The following is a 20,393-nucleotide window of genomic DNA, read 5'->3' on the forward strand; positions in this document are numbered from 1 at the left end:
ATTACATCTTGTAAAAAACACGAAATCACTTCTTATTTTGAGCTTATTATCTTATTTTAGACGGCTATTAAAAAGCTTAAAAACCTCATCCAAATAATTATTAAATGAAAAACCAAATTCAGAATTCATTGCTATTATTACTGCTGTTGACAACGCAACTTTTTTGGAGTCAACAAAACCAAAATTCTTTTCTTATTGCCGATAAAAATGAAGTAACACCGATTTATATTGACCCAAAATCGGATGAACTCGTTGTATGGGCGGTAAACGAACTGGCAAACGATATTCAGGAAATTACCGGCAAAAAACCTCAGATTGTTGTTGCAAAAAAAACAGAGAATGCAAAAGGAATTTACATTGGTCAAATTAATGAAAACCTTTTTAAAGACTATAAAAAATCAAACTTAAAAGGCGGATGGGAAAAATTCAGTATCAGCAATGATAAAAACAACTTATACATTGTAGGAAGTGATGTGCGCGGAACAGTATTTGGAATCTTTGAAACAGCCGAAAGACTGGGTGTTTCCCCTTGGAAATGGTGGGCTGATGTCAATAACATTAAAAAAGAAAAACTGGTTTTGAACCTGCCCGATAACGGAATTACCGAAAGTCCTTCGGTGCAATTTCGTGGAATTTTCCTGAACGACGAAGACTGGGGATTACAGCCTTGGGCGGCCAAAACTTTCGAAAAAGAAACAGCCGATATCGGCCCTAAAACCTACGAAAAAATATTCCAATTGCTTTTACGCTTAAAAGCCAACACCATCTGGCCGGCAATGCACGATTCTACAAAGGCTTTTTTCAGCATTAAAGGCAATAAAGAAATGGCTCAGAAATACCATATCCTGCTGGGAACTTCTCATGCCGAACCGATGATGCGAAACAATGTGGACGAATGGAAAAAAGAAACCATGGGGGCTTTTAATTATTTTTCCAATAGCGAAAACATCAATAAATACTGGCAAGACCGATTAAATGAAATTCGCGACAGCAAAGCCGAAGCAGTCTTTACACTTGGTATGCGTGGTGTTCATGACAGCCAGATGGAAGGCGCTAAAAACGCTGAGGAAGCCAAAAACATGGTTGAAAAAATCATTGTAAAACAACGAGAAATGCTGGCTTCCACTTTTAAAAAACCGATTACATCTATCCCGCAAGTAATGATTCCTTACAAAGAAGTATTAGAACAATACAACAAAGGAATGAAAATCCCGGAAGATGTTATGCTGATGTGGACTGATGACAACTACGGCTATATCAGACGAATTAGTGACGAAAAAGAACAAAAAAGAATTGGCGGAGGCGGTATTTATTATCACTTAAGCTATTGGGGAAGACCTCATGATTATTTGTGGTTATCTACTATGCAACCGGGTTTAATTTGGTCTGAAATGGCTAAGGCTTACGCTAACGGAGACAAAAAAATGTGGATTGTGAATGTAGGTGACATCAAACCTGCCGAATACGATTTTGAATTTTTCATGGATATGGCCTGGGATATTAACTCCATAAAACCAGATGGAATTAATGACCATTTGAAAGACTGGGCAGCAAGAGAATTTAACGATGCCGTTGCTAATGACGTAAGCAATGTAATGAGCGAGTATTACCGATTAGCCATGCTGAGAAAACCGGAATTCATGGGCTGGAGCCAAACGGAGCCTACTACTCCTATTAAACCTTCTGAATTTACAACTGCCGAAGCCAAACGAAGAATCCAATTGTACGATCAATTGGTCGAAAAAGTAAATACATTATCTCCATCTATTCCTAATGAGCGAAAAGATGCCTGGTTTCAACTAGTAGTTTATCCTGTAAAAGGGGCGGCTTACATCAATCATAAATTTCTATATTGGAAACTGTCTTTAGAAAGTAAAGACCAAGCAGAAAAGGAAAAATTCCAAAATTTATCGAAAGAAGGTTACCAGCAAATAGAAAAACTAACTCAGTACTACAATACTGAAATGAGCAATGGAAAATGGGCTAATATGATGAGTAGGACTCCAAGAAAATTGCCTGTTTTTGATGCTATAAATTATGATAATGTACCAAAAATGGAAGAAAGCAAAGTAGATTCTACCACCGAGTCTATTGCTATTCAGGCAAAAGATTTTACGGCAAGTCAAGGTGCTAAAAACTACCAATGGAAACCAATAGAAGGATTTGGATACAGCAATGCTGCCATTACTTTATTTCCGTTAAAAACAAGCTCTTTTGGAACCGAAAAACCTTCAGTTACTTACACTTTCGAAAGCGATAAAACAGGAGAATACGAAATTGAAGTTCGTTTTATCCCAACACATGCTAACAATTCGGATCATCAGGCAACCATTACATTCGATTCAAATACCGGCAAAACTTTCAAGTTGAACAGCTATGACAGAGACGCAGCATGGAAAGCAAATGTATTGCGAAATGCGTCTGTTTTCACCCTTCCTGTAAAAATAGAAGACACAGGAAAACACACTATTAAATTAGAAGTAAATCAAACCGGAATTGTAATCGACCAATTAGCGATTTATCCTAAAGGGCAAAAAAAATATGAGATACCATTTAAATAACGGTATCTCATATCTATAAAAACAGTCCGCAAGCGGACTAATTTAGCACACAGATAACACGGATTGAGCTGATAAAAACGGATTTTCCGTAACTAAGAAAAAATTCAACCTGTGATAATCTGCTAAAATCCGTTTCATCTGTGTGCCATTTTTTTATACTGACAGAAAACTAAATTATTTATTTAACTGAACCGGAGGTAGATCATCTACCTCTTTTTTAGTTAAAACCAAATCCCGAATTTTACTTCCTTTAAGATTTCTTAACTCTTCAGCGGCGGTTTCAGCAACTGCATTAGCTCCTGCTCTGCCGGTATGTGTGTGATCTTTTGGATAAAACTCTTTTACTTTTTCCTGTCCTAAAGCTTCATATTTCTGAGCTACTTTTTGACTTAAGTTGATATAATCTGTTTTTTCAGCTGCAGCAGCTTCCTGTGCCCATTTAACATAGGTTTGATCTCTTTGTTCTACTTTTCCATTTGGCCATTCGTTTCTTGGCGTCAAACTCATCACAATTGGAGTTGCTCCTTTTTCTTTGGTTTCACGAATGAATTTCTTCAAATACCAACCATAAGTATGAACGGTTTCCGTCAAACTGTCTGCACGATTCACTACTTGAGTTTCGTCACCAATTCCATTAATGGAACCTCTAAATTTTTCACCATCAATTTTACCGGCATCGTTATGTCCAAATTGAAGAATAACAAAATCATTAGGTTGAATTTCTTTCTTTGCTTTATCCCAAAGTCCTTCAAAATCAAAAGTACGTGTACTTCTTCCTCCTCTTGCTTTGTTCACAATATTCACTCTGGTAGTGTCAAAATAACGAGGCACCATAACACCCCAACCTACCGCATTTTCATTTTTATTATCAGCCATAGTCGAATCGCCTATTAAAAAAACATTGATTTTTCTAGGCAATTTAATTACCGGATTTTCCAAAATGTAATTCTTCAGTGGGCTTTTAGACACCTTCAAACCTTCAATAATTGAAGTGGCTGCCATCACAGCCCCTTTAGCAGAAGGATGCGTATGATCTTTTTTATAAAAATAAGTTCCTGTTACTTTTGCTTCGCCAAATTGTTCTAATTTACTAGCCATTCTATCATTCAAATCAATGAAAGTAACCTGCTCCTGATCGGCAATTTGTTTCGCCCATAATCCATAAGAAGTATTGTTTCTAGGCAATTTTCCATCTTTCCAGGTATTTCTGGGAATTGGCGACATAACAATCGGAATAGCTCCTTTTTCTTTAGCTTCTTTGACTACTTTTCGAATGTACCAGCCATAAGTATGCACGGTTTCGTGCTTTTTGGTAATCAAATTATCGATTTCCTCTGTCTTATCAGAAATCCCTTTTATCGTTCCTCTGGCTCTAATAGTATCATTAAGAGGTCCATCGTCATTATGCCCCCATTGGATTAAAACATAATCTCCTTTTTTCAGTTTTTTATACACCGCGTCCCATAATCCTAAATTTTGATAGGATCTTGAACTTGTTCCTCCCAAAGCATGATTTTCAACTGTAATTTTGTTAGAATCTAAAAACTGCCCGATGTAATCACCCCAGCCCCAAAGTCCACCGGTTCCATCACCTTTACCATTTTTCACAGTAGAATCCCCAACGGTATATACTGTTATTTTTTGCTGTGCTTCAGCCTTGAATTGCGCTAAAAAAAGAGCTAAAAAGGCAAAAAGTATTAATTTGTTAATTCTCATTTTTACAATTATTATTTATTATTCTTATTATTGAATTTGATATTGATATTGTTATTTCTCAACTCTAAAATCGAACCATAAGTTCATCTGAATCCCTTCATCACCACTTTTAATTCGAATACTCGAAGGCTGACTGTGTGGTCCATGGTGCTCTAACGGTTTAAAATCACGCATGGCCGGGATCTCATACATAAACGAAATATTTCCTTCTGGGAATGCCGGTTGCGGATACGTTCCTTCAAAAGCATTTTTAGGTAAATCAGGTGTGAACAATCTTAAAAACACATTCTCAGAAGCAGCAAACATTTTGAAACTATTATTGTCTTTTGCTTTCAAAGCAGCTGCATATAAATTAGCGTGATAACCTTTAAACTCCGGCAAAACCATATTCTCAAAACTTTCTCCTGGAATGGTTTGGTTATAATCTTTCTCCCAAACACCAAAAGTCGTTCCTTTGATTCTGTTTTTCCAAACGTGGTAAGGTCCTTTTCCAAACCATTTCATGCTTTCAACCCCTTGCTCAGGAAAATCAAAAGTAATACCAAAAGCATCTACTTTATCCTGAAAGAAAGCACCATCAAACCCATTGTTAGCACCTGCATCTTTAAGCGCCAACATTTCCATTTTCAGACGACCATCAGCAGTCATTGTCCATTTGATTTTTTTGATTCCTCCAATATAATTTACAGTACAAACGGCAGCATTATTTTCGATAGCCGTTTGTACATCCTTTACCTGAGCTATCATCCCAATTGGTGTTGGCCCATTTGTCAAAGGAACAATTCCGTTTTTATTGTTAACCGAAATAATTTTTCCGGTTTTCTTATCAAATGAAACCTGAACCTCTTTGCTAATCAATGAAACAGAAGCTGCTTCATCTTTTATACTCACTTTTGCTTTAGTTTCTTTTTTCAACAAAAATTTCTCAGCAAAATAATCTCCTTTATGAACCCTCCAAGTCCAGGTATAGATTTCTCTGCCATGTTGGTCTTTAGCTGTAATTTCGACCCAATCTCCTTCGAAAAAGTTCGCAGCAACAGGAATTTTTATTTTCGCTGTTTCACCCGGTTCTATACTTGGAACTTCTATTTTTCCTTTATCTAAAATCGAATTTTCATTCTTAGCATACAACACATCCTTATTAGCCTTAACCACTTTGTACTCCATGGCACAAGTATTCAGGTTACTGAAAATATAATCGTTGCTGATAAAAAATGTTCCGTCAAATTTAGAAGTAATGCTCACAGGAGCAAATTGGATAGGAGCCCAAATTTCCTTAATAGCATAAAAACTTCCTTCTTTTTCGCGGTGTGGCCCCAAAATTCCATCGGCAGCTAATGAACCTTTAGAATCAAGTACTTTATCTTTCAAATCGACTCTCTTAACTGCTTCATCACAAAAAACCCAAATAAATCCACCTGCAAACAGCGGACTTTCTTTAAAGTGACTCCAAAAATCTTCCAGTCCTGCTCCGCCTCCATTATCATAAGTAGCGTGCATAAATTCGGTTGGAAAGAAAACATTCTCACCATTTACAAATCGATGGATTCCGGTTTGATACGCCGGATAATGGTGTGCATCCCAACCATTAAAATCTGACCATGGGTGAATAACAATACGTTTTTGAGGGTCTAAATCGCCAAAAATACTATCCAATTTATAATTCCAGCCGCCTTCGTTTCCGTTATCCCAAATAATGATTGACGGATGATTCACATCGCGGCTAACCATTTCTTTGACTAATTTACTTCCTGTCTCAGTATCATAGGAATTTTGCCAGCCCGCTAATTCGTCCAAAACAAAAATCCCTAACGAATCGCAAACTTGTAGAAAATGACTATCGGCAGGATAATGACCACGCACGGCATTCATATTCATATCTTTCAACAGATTCACATCCATGATACTTAGGCGCTTGCTGGTACTTCTGCCCGATTCCGGCCAAATTTCATGACGGTTTACCCCTTTCATGATAATCTTCTTTCCGTTTACATAGATTCCGTCTTTTTTGATGAATTCTAAAGTTCTGAAACCAATGAGTTCGGTTTTTTCATGAATGGTTTTCCCGTTTTGTACCAATTCTAATTTTAAATTATACAAATTAGGCGTTTCCGGACTCCAGAGTTTGATTCCCTGAAATTTCATGCTGATGGATTTTTTAGCTTCTTTAGCATTCACATCAAATGAATATGAACCAATAACCTTATCGCTTCCGACAGCAGTCAATGAAGCAACAATAGTACTTTTAGCAGATAGATTTTGAAGTTCTAATTGTGCATTCAAAGTTCCGTCCATTTTAGCATCCACAGCTACATGGGCAATATTTTCATTTGCCATTATTTCTAACCAAACCGGACGATAAATTCCACCAAAAAGCCACCAATCAGCTCTTCTTTCAGCAGCATTTACCGAATTATTAGCCGAATGTTTGGAAACATGGGCTTCCAGAACATTCGTTCCCCCATAATTCAATAAAGACGAAATGTCATATTTGAATTCGTAAAAACCACCCTGATGAATTGGTCCTGCCGATTTTCCATTGATTTTAACTTCAGTATCCGTCATGGCTGCGCCAAAAACAATATAGATTTTTTTCCCTTTATCGGAAGCTGCAATTTGGAATTCGTGTTTGTAGAAACCTTCTTCTTTACTTGGTTCTTTCTGGTTTAATTCTTTGTACCAACGTCCATAAGTATATTCGCCAAAACCTTCCAATTCCCAGTTAGAAGGCACATTGATTTTAGACCATTGCTTGCTGTTATTTCCGCCGGTACACATAAAATCCCATTTTACGGGATGTTCAAAATCCGTTCCCGAAAGGAAAACTTTAGTGGTTTGCTGTGCATTTCCATTAATAACACATAAAAAAGGTAGCAATAAAGCAGCTGCACTTTGTAATGATTTTTTAAAAAACATAAAATTTTGATTAATAAGAATTAGTTTCCGTCCGGTTTCACAATTTCAAAACGATTACTCATTGGTAAAGTCCATTTTGCGAAAGCATTCGGTTGGTTTGGATTGTATTGCGGCAAATCTTTTATCAAATATTTTGCCAAAGGGTTATTTAAATCACGAAGCCCTTTCATTATGCAAAGCGCAATTTCATTGGCACCAAAAGAATTAAAATGGGTATTATCTTCTAATTTTTCTTTTTGCCCCGAAAAAGTATTGGCAGGATATTGAACAAAAGCTTTTCGGGATGGTTCATCGCCCCAGCTTTCGTATAAGGTAGTAGTCAATTTTGTAATGTCTACCAAAGGAACATTCATTTCCTGAGCTACTTTTCGCATCGCATCAGGATAATCTCCATGAGTTGATTTTAAAGTTCCATCAGTATTAAACGCACGACGCTGCACCGGAGTAATCAAAATCGGATTTGCGCCTTTGTCTCTGGCTGCCTGAACAAATTCGCGAATTGAAGCCGAATAAGAATCCCAAGGTCCGATACCTTCGCCTTTTTCTTTCTCATCATTATGAGCAAATTCTACAATCAAATAATCTCCCGGTTTGATAATAGACAAGACTTTTTTCAAACGCAAACTCGACTTGAACGAACGCAAAGTAGCTCCTGAAACCGCATAATTAGACACCACTACATTTTGATCAAAATAATTAGTGATAAACTGCCCCCAGGAAGCCCAAGGTTCCAAATCCTGATCGGTAACTGTAGAATCTCCTGCTAAATAAACATTTACAACATTATCAATAGGTGTAATACTGATACTTTTTACTTCAACTGTCCCTAAAAATTCCAAAGTCAGTTTTTCATCCCAATTCAATTGTCCCAAGTCTCTGTCTTTCAACTGAATTTGGGTTTTATCATCAATTTTGGGAGTTCTCACATTTATATTAAAGGTTTTGGTAACAATTTGCCCTTTTTTTAATGGCTGTTGATCAAGCATTAATCTTCTGGATTCGGCTTTAATGGTAGTATTGGTATTTTGTATTTTACTGCCAAAAGTTACTGAAACCTGATAATTTCCTTCAGGAAGTTTTACAGAAAAATAGGTTGGTGCGGTATTGCTAAACGAATCTGAATTCAATTTCACATTCGTTGCGGTATTAAAATCAAAACCATATCCCGTAGCTGAATCATAACTTAATGGTTTGTTAAGCACTATAGCCTCTTTGGATTTTTTTATTTTTTCACCAAAGTAAAAAACCTGCTTTCCTGTTGCCTTTGGAGTTGAGACATTAACTCTGTTCGAAACTAAATCTTTAGCTACAGCATCAACTGAAAAATTGAAACTGCATATATAAAACAGCAAACAAATCATCTTGTTTTTTTGAACCATAAAATATCAAATTTATTTTTTAAAATAATTCACTAAAGTATTGTTTTCAATATAAATCAGTATCCTGCACTGTTAGGCAGAAACCCCAGAAATCGAACATTTCACAAAAAAGGACTAAAAAAAGAGTTTTCCCTGCCAGAAAAAACATTCTGAAAACTTTAAAGTTCGTTCAAAATAAATTTAACAAAAACAGCTTTTGTAATCGATTACTTATTGGGTTTTGTCAAATTAGAAACAAAAAAGCTAACAGTTTTTTCTTATAAATAAATACATCACTAAAGTATTCACAAAACAAAAAACTACATTTATCTGATAAACAGTGATTTAAGATTTAAATGTTAAAAAAACATTTAAAAACTATAAAAAAAATAATTTAACACAATAAACAGCGCGGTACAGGATACGTTAACAATAAGTTAATTTTATTTTTATGCCGTAAAAATTTGGACTTATTTTTTTTGATAATATAAAAAAAATAGCTTTATTTTACTAAACACACAAACCACAACAAAAATCAAATTAATTAATCAAAACCAACTATTGTATGAAAAATTCATTAGCAAAGTATCTGGTTTTCTTTAGCATCATGTTAACCACCATGACTGCTTTAGCCCAAACCAGTACAATTACAGGAACTATCAAAGACAACACTGGCATGCCTATTCCGGGAGCCAATGTATTAATCAAAAACACAACAACCGGTATTCAAACCGATTTTGATGGTAAATTCGCCATCAAAGCAAAACCTGAAGACATTCTTGTAGTTTCTTTCATTGGAATGAAAACGACTGAAATTAAAGTAGGCAGCCAAAAAACTATTAATATAAAACTGGAAGAAGAGGGTGCTAAACTGGAAGAAGTTGTTGTTGTAGGGTACGGAACAAGAAAGAAAAAAGACCTTACAGGATCAATCGTTAGTGTAGGTGCCGAAGAAATTGCTTCCAGACCAGTTCAAAACGCAGTACAAGCCATGCAGGGAAAAGCTGCCGGGGTTGACATTAGCTCTAACGAACGCCCAGGAACAGTAGGAAGTATCAACATTCGTGGTTCACGTTCAATCTCAGCCTCTAACTCACCTTTATATGTAGTAGACGGAATCCCATTAAACTCAGGCGGTATTGACTTTATTAACCCAAATGATATCGAATCAATCGATGTATTAAAAGACGCATCTGCGACAGCCATCTATGGTTCCAGAGGAGCTAATGGTGTAATTATCGTATCCACTAAGAAAGGTAAAAACGGAAAATACACTTTAAATTACGATACTGCTGTAAGCACAGATAAAATTCACGAATTCGCCCCATTAATGAATGCTGGTGAATACATTGAATTACGTCGTTGGGCGAAATATTATTCTAATCCATCTGGATTTCCTGCAGGAAATGCACCAACTATTGCCAATGACAAGGATATCTTTCTAGCTACAGCAGATCCGGCAGCCTGGGCTAATATTGAAAAAGGATGGTCTAAAGACTCAACTGGAAAAGATGTTTGGGATGGTTCAAAAGTAAGCACAACCAACTGGACCAAATTTGTAACACAAACCGGAGTTACAAAACAACACACCCTAAGTGTAAGTGGTGGTACCGAAACAATGAAAGCTTACGGATCTTTTGGATACCTGGACAATACCGGAACCTTAAAAGGACAAAGCTACAAACGTTACAATGGTATTGCTAATGTTGATATTACCCCAACAAAATGGTTTCAAATGGGAATTAACCTTAACGCAAGTTATGGATTAAATGAATACGGTTTATCCAATGTAGGGCGATCTGCAGTTGCAAGTTCTGATGGTATTTATATCACAGCAAGACAAAATCTTCCATACGCAGTACCACTTGATGCGAATGGACAAAGAATACAAAATCCCGGAGGTGATTCCACTATCAGAAACGTTTACCAAGAATACAAATACTCTCAAGACCAACGTTTAACACTTAAAATTTTCGGAAGTATTTATAGCCAGTTAGATTTTGGAGGATTCTCAAAAGCCTTAGAAGGTTTAAAATACCGTATCAATTTTGGACCTGATTTGACTTCCTATAGAAATGGGGTGTATTTAGATGGATTATCATCAGCACGTTCTGGAACTAGTTTTGCATCATTGGCCAAAAACCAAACCATATCCTACACTTTAGACAATTTGATTTTGTACAACAAAACGATTGGCAAACATGATTTTGGTGTAACCTTATTACAAAGTCAGACACAATACCATAACGAAGAAAGCGCAATGTCTGCACAAAACATAAAAAACCCAGATAACAAATGGAATGCGCTAACAACTGCAAATGTAACTTTAGCCGGATATTCTTCAGGTCTTACTGAAAGTGGACTATACTCTTATATGGGTAGAGTAACCTATAGTTATGATGATAAATACCTTATTACCGCTTCAGGACGTTCAGATGCCGCTTCACAATTAGCACCAGGACACAAATGGTCTTTTTTCCCAAGTGCCTCTTTGGCATGGCGTATAGATAGAGAGGATTTCCTTCAAAACATTAACTGGCTTAACGCATTAAAACTAAGAGCTGGTTATGGTGTAACTGCAAATGCCTCAGTAAGTCCTTACCAAACTCAACCACCATTGGATCAAGTTTTATACTCAACCTCTTCAGGTGTTGTAAATAGCACACAATTAGGAAACGTTGAATTAGGCTGGGAAAGAACAACCCAATACAACTACGGTATCGATTTTGGATTATTTAACAACAGGATTTCAGGAAGTTTAGAATATTACACTTCTAAAACTGATGATTTATTATTCAACAGAAGTATCCCTCCTGTTACCGGCTTCTCTTCTACGCTACAAAACATAGGTAAAACAAAAGGAAATGGTGTTGAACTTACCTTAAATACTACTAACGTAAAAGCAAAAGATTTCGAATGGAGCTCTAGCCTAAGTGCTTCCTATCAAAAAAGCACACTTGTTGAATTACAAAATGGAAAATTTGACGACATTAATAACACATTATTCATAGGACAAACAAGAGGTGTTATTTACGGTTTTGAAAATAATGGAGTTTGGAGACCTGAAGACGCAGTAGAAATGGCTAAATTTAACGCTGCTGCGGGAAGTACTATTTTTACATTCGGAAATGCACGTCCGGTTGACCAAAACGGAGATTATAAAATTGATGCAAATAATGACCGTGTTGTCATTGGAAGTACAGAGCCAAAATACATTGCCGGTTTAACAAATACTTTTAATTACAAAAACATCGAATTATCCATTTTTGTTATCGGTCGTTTTGGTTATTTATACAATGTAGGAGGGGAAAACCTTAGTGGAAAAACAAGTCAAAGAAAACTGGATTATTACACAGACGACAATACAGATGCTGAATACCAAAAACCGATATTTTCAGCGGGTACAGGTGATTTATACAATACAATCTTTGGCTACAAAAACGGTTCTTTCTTAAAAATCAGAAACATTTCATTAGGATATAACTTTGACAAAGATTTCGTAGAAAAAATCGGATTATCTAGATTAAGAATCTATGCGCAAGCAGCTAATCCTGGTATGATTTTCTCAAAAGTAAAATGGACAGATCTGGACACAAGAACAACATATTCTAACAGAGGTATGACATTAGGACTAAATGTTCAATTCTAAAGATTTTAAACAAAAAAATTATGAAAAATTATAAAACATTATATATTAACTTAATGCTAGTAGCTTCACTAGGATTAAGCACTTCTTGCACTAAAGATTTCCTGGAAGAAAAAGTAACCACTGCCTATAGTAAAGATTATTACAATACAGAAGCAGGAATCCAATCCCTATCTGTGGGTACTTATTACCAAACCTTCGCTTTAGATATGAATCGCGAAGTCCCTCTTACAGCTAATCAATCAGGTACGGATGAATTTCACGTAGGTGGTGACCCTTCAAATGGATTATGGAACTCATATGCTTCCGGATTCGGTTCCTTTGTGACAGTTTCCAACTCCAATACTGTTGCAGCCAATACCAATTGGGACAATTTATACATTGCTATTGGAAATGCTAATCAATTAATTGAATCAGCAACAAATATTGCATCAACCAATGATGCTATCAAAAAAACAGCACTAGGAGAAGGATACTTCATGAGAGCTTACAATTATTTAAAATTAGTGAGACAATATGGTGGTGTACCTCTAAAACTTAATGTAAGTACTACAGTTGAATTAGAATTCACAAGAGCAACTGCTCAGGAAGTTCTAAATCAGATTATAGCTGATTTTACTCAAGCTTACAACTTATTAGGAAATACTGGCGCCCCAATCAAAATCACTAAAGATGCAGCTGCACATTATTTAGCAAAAGCTTATTTAACTCGTGCCAGCGAAATCAATGATGCCTGGAACTCATCTACTAAAACTGCCGATTTACAACAAGTTGTTACCTTATGCGATGATGTAATCACCCGTCATGCTTTAGCACCAAACTACGTGAATCTATGGGATTTCAAGGCTGCTGATGGTGCCAATGAAAAATTAGCTGAATTAATCTTATCTGCAGATTTCAATTCGAATCAATTAACTACAGGAGGAAATCAACAACATTTGTATTTCATTTCAACTTATGATCAATTACCACAAATGATTCGTAACACTTCTGGAGGAAGACCGTTTAGCCGTTTAGCGCCTACTTACTTTACCTACGACATTTACGACAAAGTAAACGATTCTCGTTTTTGGAAAAGTTTCCAAACTAAAAGTATGGTTAACAATAAATCCGGTTCTTATTACGTAAATGGAGATTTAGGAATAATGTATGTTATCAATACTCCTGATGATACCCGATTTGCGAAAACCAAAAATGTGGACTACGCATATCCAGGAAAAGCCAAAACAATCCCAAGTGTATATGTGGCCTATGCTGCAGACAATTTCGGGTTAATGAAAGATGTTCGTTTCCCATCATTAAGTAAATACATGGACGGTTCCAGATTAGATTTTAATGCTACAAAAGGAAGCCGCGATATCATATTAGCTCGTTCAGCAGAAACCTATTTAATGGCTGCAGAAGCTAAAATTCGTTTGGCCAAATTAGGAACCGGTTCTTATAGTGATGCATTAAGCTATATCAATACCGTTAGAAATCGTGCTACTTATAAATCTGGTGAAGACCGAAAACTTTATACAGATGGATCAGCAGCTTGGTCTACCGCTGTACAAGGAGGGAGAGCAGTATCGTTCATGACTGAAAACTCATATTATGAATCTAACAATATTACAACACCTACAACAGCAGCAACCGATTTAACAATTTCCAGTATTAGTTCTTTACCAGCACAAGATCAAGCTGTAATTACCAAATTAGGTTATACCACAGATTACGACCGTATGCTTTGTTTAGTATTAAACGAACGCACCAGAGAACTTTGCGGAGAATTTCATCGTTGGGAAGACTTGAGCAGAACCAAAACATTGGTAGCAAGAGCCATAGCATACAACCCTGAAGCAGCTCCAAACATCAAAGATTACCATACATTAAGACCTATTCCACAAACTTTCTTAGATGGAATCTTTAAAAATGGAAAACCATTAACAGCAGCTGAAAAACTAGCAATGCAAAACCCTGGATACAATTAATAAATCCATGACAAAAAAAGAGGAGATTAAAATCTCCTCTTTTTTTATTGTCCTGAAAAGCATTACATAAATTTTATAGTTACAGAAAAACTACTCTAAAAAAAAGCCTTGTAAATCTAAAAGACTTACAAGGCTTTTTTAAGTTTAAAGAAACTTTAAATCGAATTCCTGTCTATAAAATTAAATGGATTTTTAATCTTTCCTGTTTCCTTATTCAAAATCATATTAGCTGCAGTTACACCCATTGCCCTGAAATCGGTTGAAACGACTGTAATACCCAATAATTCTTTTAAAGGAGTATCATTATAAGAAATAACCCCTATTTCCTTTCCAAGTTCAAAATCCTTATCTCTGATTTGCTTCACTAAATTCACTAAATCTGACTCTTCAATGGTAATGAATAAATCCCCTTTTTTCAAAACGATATCATCATAAACCTCTCTTAAAACCTCATATTCAAGACCTGAATCTAAACAAAAGCGTTTAAAACCATTTAAGATTCGTCTTGGATATGGATAGACAGAGTTTTCAGGATAAATCAAGACTAACTTATTATATCTTGAAATTTTATCTATACCTTGTTTCAGCGCCCCGTAAATATCATTTTCATAATCCTGACAAACTTCAATTAAAGAATCATCAATACCTTTATTATTATCAAGAATTACCAATTTATCTTTAGGAATCTTTTTTATAGCCTGTATTACGCTTTCTCCGGAACTAAAATGTGTGAGATTATCCGTTTTAAAATGCGGCATTATAACATAATAGTCATAAGCGCCTAAATATTTATCAATTAGGTTAAGAAACAAAGTTTGGTCACAATGATAAATATGCAAATCGGTTTGAGAATTACCTCCAATAGTATTAATGAATGAATTGTAAATTCTCATTTTATAAGAACTCAATTTATTGATTAAAAAAAGTACGTTAACTTTTGAAATCAATTTAGTACGAGTAACATAATAACCTTTCCCTCGAATAGGAGTTATTATTTTTCTTTTCTTTAAAATATTATAGGCTTTTTCTACAGTATCTCTGGAAAGATAGAATTCCTCACTAAGCATATTGATAGAAGGCAACTTTTGATCCATCTGCAATTTCCCTGTCGCAATGCCATCAATAATTGAATCAACAATCTGTTTGTATTTTGGTATCCTTGAGTTTTCACTTAAACTCATTGAAAATGAAACTCCTTCATCTACCATCACTTTAGTCAAAAACTTTTCCATCTCCATGTAAATTTAATTTCTAGTCTTTCTGTTCATCAAACATTACACAATAAAAATAGGCAATCTTTTTAAACAAAAAAAATGTAATCGATTACCAAATATATAAATAATTTCATAATGAAAAATTAAAAGTCTTAAATAAAACAAAAAACTCTAAATTTTATCAAAAAAAATACCATAAACACAAAACCCCTATTAATCAAAATTAACTAAAAGGGATTTGAGAATTTAAAATACTTATAAAATCATCTGTTAATTTTTAATAAATCGCCATACTTGTCCTTTCGAAATCCCTCCTTTATTGTCTTTTACATCCACACTCCAATAATAAGTCCCTGACGAACTTAAACTTTGGGTATGGGTTTTCAAACTTTGTGCCGAAGAAACTTTTGCAGTTGGCGGATTTGTAGTTCCAAAATAAACATCATAAGTAAGCACATCATTAACATCTACATCAGAAGCATTCCATTCTAAAACAACCGAATTAACATTTACAACGGAAGACAAATCCGGTTTTACAAGTACAGGAGCAAAAGGCAAATGATTTGTAAGTCCAAGTCCTTCGGTATAAAACTGAAATACCGATGAATAATTACCCGACAAATTTTTAGAATCAATTGCTTTTACTCTCCAATAATAGCGCACTCCCTTTTCCAACGAAACAGATTTGTCCGGAGTTGTACTTGAATTGGTGTAAACAATTTGTGTAAAGAGATTATCTTTTGAAATTTCAATTTGATAACTAACAGCATCCGAATCTGGATCTGAAGAAACATTCCATTGAAAAGAAACAGCATTATCTATACACAATAAATTATTTGCAGGCGCAACCAACACAGGAGCCGAAGGTGCTTTGTTAGCAGCAACAGGATCCGAAACATCACCACCTCCTCCACAAGAAATAAACAACAAACCAAAAACCAAATTCAGTATATATTTTTTCATTTTTTTATTCTTTGATAATTTTTAAAATCACTACCTCATCTAAATAAACCTTTACAAAATATACCCCAACAGCTCGAGACTCAAGATTCATTTGTATCTTTCCATTATTAACCTTATAAATACCAGATGAAATCAATTGTGATTTTGCATCTAATAATTCTACTTTTACAGTATCTAAAATAACTGGAACTTGAATATCAAATACTCCTTTAGTTGGATTTGGATAAGCAATTACCGGTTCTAAATCAATTTTCGAATTAATTGTTCCTTCGCAAGCTACAGCTGTTTGAACCTGAACTAAATCTCCCGGATTTACATCTATTGAAAAAGAAGCCGCGGCAGTTTCTAAAACATTTTTCCCATTTACTGAAACGGTATATGGAGCAGTTCCCTGATCAATATCTACCGAAAGTTTATCCGAAATCACCACTGTTTTACCTGAAATATTTGTTCCACTTTGCACCACAGCATTAAAACACTGATTATAGGAATCAGAAGCAACAGCAATACAAAAATTGTAAACTCCAGGTGCTAAATTTTCAACAGTTTTAGATGTTGTAAAATCATATAGTACACCATTTATAGTCGAAGTATAATTCAATGCTTTTTTAGCCGAAATTATTATTTTTCCATTTTTTTTCCCCACACAACTTTCACCTACAACTTCAATTGTAAAATTATCTGAAGACAAAATAAAACAACCATTAGCATCAACTGTAGCACCCAAGGCAGTATTTGGACATAAATCCAAATTATTTTTTACACCATCATTATCATCATCCAATTGACTCTGAACACATCCTGAAGCATTTACTGTTTGCCCTGTAGGTGTATTTGAACATAAATCTAAATTGTTTTTAACACCGTCATTATCATCATCCAATTGACTCTGAGCACATCCTGAAGCATTTACTGTTTGACCTGCCGGTGTATTTGGACATAAATCCAAACTATTTTTCACACCATCATTATCATCATCCAATTGACTCTGGGCACATCCTGAAGCATTTACTGTTTGACCTGTTGGAGTATTTGGACATAAATCCAAACTATTTTTCACACCGTCATTATCATCATCCAATTGACTCTGAGCACATCCTGAAGCATTTACTGTTTGACCTGCCGGTGTATTTGGACATAAATCTAAATTGTTTTTCACACCGTCATTATCATCATCTAATTGACTTGATGAACAACCCGAAGCATTTACAACTTCACCAATTGGTGTATTTGGACATAAATCTTTGGCATCTTCAACACCATCTTTATCTGTATCAATCATATTAAAAGTAGAGGTCAAATCACCTTCCAAACTAATGTAATCATACATAATATGTGTAACAGTAGTAACCTGAGAAGTAAGTATTTTAAACGCTATAACATTATTACCTAACTTTAACTTACTATATGGAATCGTGAAAGTAGCCAAACCATATTTAGCATGATTCGATTGTCTCAAAAAGGTATTTCCTCCTTGATTTGGTGGATAATAAGGACTTGGCGTAATTCGAGATCCATTCACTTCAATAAGATTTTGTGCATAATCCGAACTGGCATAAGCAACAGTTAATCGTGCATTTCCAGTTGTTGGAATCGTCCCTGACAATTTGAAATTCACATTCCAAACATAAGACCCACTAATACTCATATCAGGAAGAAAATAGGCTGACTGTACATAAGGAAGCGCGGTCTTCCAATTTCTATCATCAACATTATATTCAATGGTTTGATTTTGAAAATCAGTAGGGAATTTATTCTGAACATAACCTTCACAATAATCAAAATCCCCGTACTTAAATTCTTCTGAAGTTCTGTTAGGAACTCCCACTTCAAAGACAATCTTTCCATTATCTCGCGGAATTCCCCAATTGACACTACCCAAATTAGTATCTGCTCCGGCAGTTACCACTACTGTTTCCTGACGATATTCTCCAGTAGTTCCATTTTTATAAGCAAACAGTGTGTAAGTTCCCGGACGCACATTTTTAATATTAAAATTACCTGAAGCATCGGTCTTTACCCAATACTGATAATTTTTTTCTTCAAATTGCCAATTACCATTTGAATCCGGACTTAATTGAGTCACCCCTATCCATGCATTCCCTCCATTTACCTCAGCTTTTAAAGGATCAGTAATGGAAAATTTGCCCACAATATTTCCTCTTCCTGCCGCTAAAGGATATTCAGGAGTATTCGTCAACCAGGTAAAAGGCCATTCGCTCGCATCTTGGGCTGCTCTGGCTTTAGCCTCATCCCAATTGGCAACCGCAGTGGATTTTTGATTGGCAAAAATTAAATAGGGTCCATATATTTTAGACCAGGCTTCCCCTTGAGGAACCGTAAAACCTTTATCATTATAATGCACCCCATTCATACAAACATGGATAATTCCGGAGGCAGCATTTAAATCGTGGTGCATTGGTCCTCCATTAAAATATTCATGATTACCCATAACGGCCCATATCCCTATATTATTCTTATCAGACGAATGGCCATAAGCTTTTAAGTCAATTAAATTTTCTGAAAACTCATATTTTCCATCATAATGCCCAGCACGAACTCCTGAAGTAATTTTAATAATCTCAGCAATTCCAGTTGCTTCCCATGTATCGCCTGGCTGCGGCATATTCCAAGTTTTTAAGTCGGTTACACAAATTTTATCCGTAACCGTATTATTGATCCACATAACTTGTCTCCAAGACCCCAAATCAAAACTCGGATACTCCGCTTTATGTCTTAAAACAGAATAGGTATATAAACCCACATCGTCTTTTTTAAGCACATAATGAATCTCTACATCAACTGGCGTAACACCTGCCGAACCATAAGGACGACTAAAACTAACATCTATATAATTAGCAGTTTCTTCTTTGATTGAAAAAGCACATCCAAATATCGTTTCAAAACCTTGTGAAGTTACAAAATCATAATAAGTACCTACACGAGTAGGATTAGCAGTATTGGTCTGAAGCAGAGTTTCAACTCCGTTAATTTTTAATGATTGAATATTACTACTTCCTTTCCAGATTTTAGCCTCTATTTTGCCATTTTTCAGAATGATATAATCTGAAAATTCCTGAATCATTCGATTTGGATCTTGAGAAACAGTAACAGTAGTTCTTGAACCATTATAAGCAACAGCTAAAGATTGTCCGCTTGGGCAAATTAATTTACCACTAGAAATATAAGATTCCAAAGCTGTTTTTTTATCTCCCGTTACAACAAGCTGCCCTAAACCACTAATATAAATTTGACCATTGGTTCCAATATTTACAGCACTTGCTACATCAACAGTTCCTCCAGTAATATTTAAATTCCCTATTGGATTCCCAGTTCCGGTACCTACTTCTAAATTAAATCCTGTTGAACCAGCATACAATGTTCCTCCATTTACATTGACTGTACCGTTACCCCCTGCATCCTTACCTACAAAAAAAGTATATTTACTTGAGACTTTACCCGAATTGATATTCATTACTGCTGTAGCAGCTTTTCCTATATATACATAATTTCGATTGTTAAAATCAGCCGATCCATTTACAGTAACAATTCCATTCATTGTAGACACTCCGTTAGGATAGAATGTTCCTGTTACAATCACATTAGCACCAGAATTAGTAGTAAAAGTGGAAGGCCTTTTTGCTGAAACATCTGCTCCTGAATGCCCAATATTTGTCGGATTATTAGGGTTTCCAACTCCAATTACAATATTTGCCGCATTCAAACTAGCAAAATTAATTGTGTTATTATCCCAGTTATTCACATCATAAAAATCACTACTTACCCCTCCTACCCAATTGTAAGTTTGGGCAAAGGAAAAATGAGTCAATAAAAAAAATGAAACTGCAAAAAAAGCAAATCTCATTTTAGTAAAAGTAAAAGTTGTTTTCATTGGTTAGTTTTTTGGTCATTAATACTGAAGCTATTTAGCGTGTTTTCAAAAACTCCTTATCTTTATTATTCCTGAATACATCTCCCTTATACCCAATAGAATTATAAAATATCTGTGTCCTATCCAATTGTTATTTTATTGATTTCTAAAAACAAAA

The 20,393-nt window shown here is 35.3% G+C and carries 9 protein-coding genes; 3 read left to right on the forward strand and 6 right to left on the reverse strand.

All coding sequences use genetic code 11. The features are described from left to right. Positions 1–104 precede the first annotated feature (104 nt). The gene (locus BLR17_RS00715) at positions 105–2,561 is read left to right on the forward strand and encodes a glycosyl hydrolase 115 family protein (protein WP_066328558.1); all 2,457 of its coding nucleotides are present in this window, start codon (positions 105–107) and stop codon (positions 2,559–2,561) included. A 174-nt stretch (positions 2,562–2,735) separates the two neighbouring features. Here the strand turns inward: BLR17_RS00715 and BLR17_RS00720 are convergent, their stop codons facing one another. From BLR17_RS00720 to BLR17_RS00730, 3 genes are read right to left on the reverse strand one after another with little or no spacing between them, the layout of a single operon-like run. Further along, positions 2,736–4,277 carry a rhamnogalacturonan acetylesterase gene (locus BLR17_RS00720; RefSeq protein WP_083189463.1) on the reverse strand — a complete coding sequence of 514 codons (1,542 nt, stop codon included), beginning with the start codon at positions 4,275–4,277 and terminating at the stop codon, positions 2,736–2,738. Between the two features lie 51 nt (positions 4,278–4,328). After that, positions 4,329–7,193: a glycoside hydrolase family 2 TIM barrel-domain containing protein gene (locus tag BLR17_RS00725; protein ID WP_066328557.1), complete on the reverse strand. Its 2,865-nt coding sequence runs from the start codon at positions 7,191–7,193 to the stop codon at positions 4,329–4,331. A 20-nt stretch (positions 7,194–7,213) separates the two neighbouring features. Beyond that, entirely contained in the window at positions 7,214–8,572 is a 1,359-nt protein-coding gene (locus BLR17_RS00730) for a rhamnogalacturonan acetylesterase (protein ID WP_083189460.1), read from the reverse strand. A gap of 544 nt (positions 8,573–9,116) precedes the next feature. Between BLR17_RS00730 and BLR17_RS00735 the strand changes: the two genes are divergently transcribed. After that, positions 9,117–12,200: a SusC/RagA family TonB-linked outer membrane protein gene (locus BLR17_RS00735; RefSeq protein ID WP_066328556.1), complete on the forward strand. Its 3,084-nt coding sequence runs from the start codon at positions 9,117–9,119 to the stop codon at positions 12,198–12,200. A gap of 20 nt (positions 12,201–12,220) precedes the next feature. Then, positions 12,221–14,167 carry a RagB/SusD family nutrient uptake outer membrane protein gene (locus tag BLR17_RS00740; protein WP_066328554.1) on the forward strand — a complete coding sequence of 649 codons (1,947 nt, stop codon included), beginning with the start codon at positions 12,221–12,223 and terminating at the stop codon, positions 14,165–14,167. Positions 14,168–14,322: 155 nt separating this feature from the next. Here the strand turns inward: BLR17_RS00740 and BLR17_RS00745 are convergent, their stop codons facing one another. From BLR17_RS00745 to BLR17_RS00755, 3 genes are all read right to left on the reverse strand, one after another. Next, positions 14,323–15,375, reverse strand: coding sequence for a GntR family transcriptional regulator (locus BLR17_RS00745; protein ID WP_066328738.1), 1,053 nt, complete (start codon positions 15,373–15,375; stop codon positions 14,323–14,325). Positions 15,376–15,651: 276 nt separating this feature from the next. After that, positions 15,652–16,344, reverse strand: coding sequence for a glycoside hydrolase family 78 protein (locus BLR17_RS00750; protein ID WP_066328552.1), 693 nt, complete (start codon positions 16,342–16,344; stop codon positions 15,652–15,654). Positions 16,345–16,348: 4 nt separating this feature from the next. Continuing rightward, positions 16,349–20,236 (reverse strand): thrombospondin type 3 repeat-containing protein, encoded by a 3,888-nt coding sequence (locus tag BLR17_RS00755; RefSeq protein WP_074517101.1) that lies wholly within the window; start codon positions 20,234–20,236, stop codon positions 16,349–16,351. Positions 20,237–20,393: the final 157 nt, after the last annotated feature.

This window comes from Flavobacterium glycines, assembly GCF_900100165.1.
Lineage (GTDB): Bacteria > Bacteroidota > Bacteroidia > Flavobacteriales > Flavobacteriaceae > Flavobacterium > Flavobacterium glycines.